This window comes from Clostridium sp. AF02-29 (assembly GCF_934835585.1).
Lineage (GTDB): Bacteria > Bacillota > Clostridia > Lachnospirales > Lachnospiraceae > Otoolea > Otoolea fessa.
This window is the reverse complement of the sequence record NZ_CAKVZK010000061.1, coordinates 1-5,284: the sequence shown is the minus strand read 5'-3', so window position 1 is coordinate 5,284 and position 5,284 is coordinate 1. Positions and strand designations below refer to the sequence as shown.

General features: G+C 49.3%; 5 protein-coding genes. All 5 read right to left on the bottom strand.

Features of this window, described 5'->3' with window-relative positions; translation table 11 throughout:
- Positions 1 to 129: 129 nt before the first annotated feature.
- Positions 130 to 873, bottom strand: a complete 744-nt coding sequence (locus PUQ60_RS11185) for a YkgJ family cysteine cluster protein (RefSeq protein ID WP_273381399.1) — start codon at positions 871 to 873, stop codon at positions 130 to 132.
- Positions 874 to 875: 2 nt separating this feature from the next.
- Positions 876 to 1,931: an aminotransferase class I/II-fold pyridoxal phosphate-dependent enzyme gene (locus tag PUQ60_RS11180; protein WP_273381401.1), complete on the bottom strand. Its 1,056-nt coding sequence runs from the start codon at positions 1,929 to 1,931 to the stop codon at positions 876 to 878.
- Between the two features lie 75 nt (positions 1,932 to 2,006).
- Entirely contained in the window at positions 2,007 to 2,852 is an 846-nt protein-coding gene (locus PUQ60_RS11175) for a type II CAAX endopeptidase family protein (protein WP_273381403.1), read from the bottom strand.
- 61 nt (positions 2,853 to 2,913) lie between these two features.
- Positions 2,914 to 3,552 carry an endonuclease III gene (gene nth / locus PUQ60_RS11170; protein ID WP_273381405.1) on the bottom strand — a complete coding sequence of 213 codons (639 nt, stop codon included), beginning with the start codon at positions 3,550 to 3,552 and terminating at the stop codon, positions 2,914 to 2,916.
- Positions 3,553 to 3,708: 156 nt separating this feature from the next.
- The gene (locus PUQ60_RS11165; RefSeq protein WP_273381407.1) at positions 3,709 to 4,578 is read right to left on the bottom strand and encodes an NYN domain-containing protein; all 870 of its coding nucleotides are present in this window, start codon (positions 4,576 to 4,578) and stop codon (positions 3,709 to 3,711) included.
- Positions 4,579 to 5,284 lie beyond the last annotated feature (706 nt).

Sequence of the window (5,284 nt, the reverse complement as noted above, 5' to 3'; positions counted from 1 at the left end):
TTTATTGTGGATAACTGCTCTTATATTTCAATTTTGAGTTTCGCAATTACCTATTCACTCTGTCAAAACGTTTCTGCCTCTTCACAGCTGCGGGCAAACATCCTTGCGGATTTGTCTTCAACAAAGGATTTATCGCAAACTCCGCTCCGCCATCTGCATCCGCTTTTCAAACTGCTCGTAAAAGTCCTTCTCTCCATCATACGGAAGCAGATAGAACAGTTTCATAATCAACAGATTGCGCCGTTTTTCGCGCTCGGCTACCGCAGTGGCACGGTTTTTCTTCTGTATCTCCTGTTCCTCCGGCGTTCCGATGCATGGTTCTGCCAAAAGGTTCTGCGCCGCCTCCGTTTCCGCCATTCTTATATCTTTTAAGAAATAATGCCACCGGCTGATATACGCCTCATACCGCTTTAAATCTGGCGTATCGATCCATTTTTTCACTTTGACTTTCGTCCGGTTTTCCTTTTTGCACTCATGAATCTGGAGAAAATACTGGAAACTTCCATTTTCATAAAAGCGCCCCAGTGGAAACAGGCGGCAGATACCCGGCCGGTATGCATGGATCCGGCAGCGCCCTGCTTCATCGAGAAACCCACAGGCTTCATCCGCCCCGCTCCGGAGCGCCAGATTTGGCAGAATCTGTCCGTCCACGACGTTCCACTCCACCTTTTTCTCCTCCAGCAGATGTTCCAGCGTGTCCCCGCGCAGAGCGGTCAGACGGTACACATCATATGGATCCAGCACGATCGAATTACCCATTCCGTGGCAGCACGCCGAACAGCCCCGGCAATCATCGCATCCGGCTTTTACCATATCGTCCCGGCTGTACAGCTTTCCATCTGAAATCTCCGCCATCGTTACATTACGTTCCATCTCTACTTCTCTCTTTCTGCCTCAATCCGATCTAAAATCTCCCACAAATGTTCCAGATCCGCCTCTCTGGTCGCCCAGCTCGTTGCAAAACGAACAACTGTGTGATCCTCGTCATACCGCTCCCAGAAGCTCACGGAAACCTCTTTTTCAATCTGCTCCATCCGGTCATTTTCCAAGAGCACAAACTGCTGGTTGGTCGGGGACTCACGGAAAAACGTATAACCGCGCTGTTTTAACCCTTTCTTTAAAGCCGCCGCCATCTCTACCGCATGGCGTCCCAGGCGCTCGTACAGCCCGTCTGTAAACAGCACGTCAAACTGGATTCCCAGCAGGCGTCCCTTTGCCAGCAGCGCGCCCTGCTGCTTGATCCGGGTAATAAAATGCGCCGGAACATTCTTCTTCTCACCAAATACAACTGCCTCTCCGCAGAATGCGCCCACCTTCGTGCCGCCGATATAAAACACATCACACAGATGCGCGATCTCCGAAAGACTCAGGTCATTTTCCTCTCCCGCCAGACCATATCCAAGACGCGCTCCGTCCAGATAGAGCGGGATTTCATACGAACGGCAGATCTCCGAGATCGCCTGCAGCTCCTTCCGGCTGTATAAGGTTCCGTATTCCGTCGGATGGGAAAGATACACCATTCCCGGAAATACCATATGATCATTGTTTGCGTCCGCCTCGAAATTTTGCAGATATTCCTGCAGATCCGCCGGATCAATCTTCCCATCTTTTTCCGGAAGCTGCAACACCTTATGCCCGGTGTACTCGATCGCCCCGGCTTCATGAATACTCACGTGCCCTGTCTGCGCTGCCACTACGCCCTCATACGGTGCAAGAATGCTGCTGATCACGACCGCATTCGTCTGGGTACCGCCCACCAGAAAATAAACCTCCGCCTCCGGGCATCCGGTCGCCTCCTGTATTTTTCTGGCGGCACTCTGGCAGTACCGGTCCATGCCATATCCCGGCAGACTCTCCCGGTTCGTCTCCGCCAGCTTCTGAAGTATCTCCTCGCAGGCGCCCTCTGTATAATCGCTTGCAAATGAAAGCATCGTAGTATCTCCTCCTGTTCTTTCTTCGAGCAAACACAATCCTGCGTTCTCGAAATTGTTTGTATTCTTATGTCCTCACCAGTGCCAGAGAAGCCCCCGCATCAGCATCGCCGTCAAATTTGCTGCACTGTGAAATAACACAGGTTCCCACAGACGGTTCTTTTTTTCATACAGCCACGCCAGTATAAGTCCCATGAGCGTCGCATAAATCCCCTGCGCCCAGTTTCCATGCACCAACCCGAAAAATGCCGCCGATCCAAGTGCCGCCCAGAAAAATGGGAGCGCCATACGCAGGCGCTCAAATAAAATGCCGCGAAACAGCAGTTCTTCGGAAAGCGGGGCGGCAATGCCCATGAGAAAGAACTGCTGCCACAGGGCGCCGGAAAATAAAGCGGCGGCGCCCTCCGACGCACCTTTTCCCAGAGCTGCCGCAAGCATATCCCCCTGAGGCATTTTCAAACACAGAGACACCGCTTCAGCTGCCTGCCCAGTCATCCGAACCTTTTGCACTGCAATATGCAGCACTCCCAGGAAAATCTCCTTTTTTTCTAATGCCCAGAAAATCATGTTAAACACAGCGCTGAACGCAGCTGCCCCCAGCAGGATTTTCCACGCATCCGGCATTTTTTCCCAGAAATATCCACTTTTCTCTCCCTTTGTCGTCTTTATCTGTGGAGAGACCTGCTCTTTCATCCCGTCTGCCTCTGCTATGCGCCTGTTTTCTTTCTTTTTCTGGATCCTCCGCCAGTAAAATGGATAAATCACAACAACTGTAAGCAGCGACGAAACGATTCTTCCCATATTTCCATTCAGATGCCCCAGCACCTCCACGCATCCGCCGATTAAATCGCTGATGACGCATGGAAAAAACATCTGCCAGACGATGCGCCAATCCGCTGTCTCCTGCCGTTCTTCGTCCATTTTTCTGCCTCCTGTCATCCTTTTCCTATCTGCATCTGTTTCCATGACTTTTTCAGACTTTCTACTTCACGCCTGCCTTCGCGCAGATATCCTGCAGACAGCATTTATCACAGTACGGTTTCGTCCGCGCTGTACAGACTTCGCGCCCGTGATACACCAGGCGGTGGCAGAAATCGCTGCCCTCCTCCGGTGGAATCAGCTTCCAGAGTGCCATTTCCACGCGCTTCGGGTCCTTGATTCCTTCCACCAGCCCTATCCGGTTTACCAGGCGGATGCAGTGCGTATCCGTGACGATCGCCGGTTTTCCAAACACATCCCCCATAATGAGGTTGGCACTCTTTCTGCCGACTCCCGGAAGCTTTAACAGAGCGTTAAAATCATCCGGCACATGCCCGCCGTACTCGTCGCGCAGCATCTTCATACAGGCGCTGATGTCCCGCGCCTTGCTGTGTCCCAGACCGCACGGCTTCACAATCGCCTCGATGTCTTCCACCGGAGCATCCGCCAATGCCGCCACATTTGGATATTTCTCAAACAATCCTTTGACTACCACATTGACACGCGCATCGGTACACTGCGCTGCCAGACGGACACTGACCAGCAACTTCCACGCCTGATTGTAGTCCAGCGTACAGCCCGCATCCGGATATTCTTTTTTCAGGCGATCAATTACCTCTAATGCAAGCTCTTCCTTTGTCATATTCCTGTCTCTCCTATCTGCTATCCTTCACTTTTCAATTTACAGTCTGTCTTTGTAACAGCTGACACAACACTACAACCACTGCTGCATTCTTCCAGCCTCATACGAATCACAGCCGCTTCTGCAACTTTTTATTCTCATACGAACCGCATATGCTTACTCTTCTTCCGCGTCCGCATCCTTCTTCCGTTTTCCGCCGCGCCGTACCTTGGAAAGTACCGGCTTTTCTTCTTTCTGTTTGACACGCACATAGATGATCGACAGAATCTTATTGTGCGGATTGCGCGCTGACCGAACCTCAACGCAATCAAACAGCTCGATAAACTGCTTTAACTTCGTGCATTTATAATTTCGCGGGTCAAATCCCGGCACACGCTTTGGAAGATTGTCTCCCAGCTCCGATAAATCCACCCATCCGTCATCGTCCGCATGTGTGTTGATGATCGAGATAATCTCTTTCTCCATCTCCTCCATGTTCGGAATATTGCTGACTGCATTCGGATCGCTTTCTTTCTCTGCCTCTTTTCTGGAACCATCCGCCTCACTCTCCTTGCGCGTCTGCGGCAGGGACGGATTCTGCGACGGATTTTCATCGTTTAATAAAATATCCAGGAATTTAAATGTCTCACACGCCGAGACAAATGCATTCGGCGTCTTGCGCTCTCCCATGCCGATCACCGTCATGCCTGACTCACGCAGGCGCAGCACCAGCTTCGTAAAATCACTGTCCGAGGTGACGATACAGAAGCCATCCACATTGCCCGAATATAAAATATCCATCGCATCGATGATCAGCGCCGAATCGGAGGCATTTTTCCCCTGCGTATAATTGTACTGGAAAACCGGCGTGATCGCATAGTCGCGCAGGTTCTTCATCCACGCCCGCACGCTCGGCGTCTGAAAATCGCCGTAAAGGCGCTTGTATGTCGCACTTCCATAATTGCTGACCTCATCTAAAATCAGCTTGATATACTTGCCGGACACATTTTCCGCATCGATCAGTACGGCTATTTTTTTGTCATCCATCTCCTGTTTCCTTTCTCAAATACCGCTCAAAATATTCTCTGCCGCTTTCATCAGGGCGCACTTTCCTTTGAAATAAAAAGGCACCGGAACTTTCGCACGGTCGCATGATCGTGACTCTGAAAGCCTCCGGTGCCGGAATTTCTCATTTTCACACCGCCGAAACGGTCGTGATCGACAGCCGATACAGCTTATCTATAAGTGTATCACGTTCATGAGAAATCAGCAAATATTCTTTTTATTGTATTATGGTTTCACTGCATATCCGTCGTTCTCTTACATCACTGTCAAAATCAACAACAGGGTAGAACTCTCACGAATCCTACTCCAAAATTACTAACATAAAGCCAGCTACGGCTTAAACCATAGCTTAATGTCAAAGAGGAAAAAACAAACTCTTGAATATTAAAATTCTTCAACAAAAATCCTCTAAGACAATAGATATTTCACTATCTCTTAGAGGATATTTCTTCAAAACTTGTTCCTGTCTTTTATTTTTATTCCCTTTTCATACCAATTCATTACATTTCTTCTGATAAATTCCATCAGCACATTCATATTATTGGATTGATGTTTCAATCTGGTTTGCCTCGAATTAACTGACTGCAATTTTTTCAATCTTATCTACTATTGTTTCCGATACTTCTCCCCACGAAAGATCATCAACAAAATAGTTTACACGCTTAAAACGATTCCACATTTCTTCGAG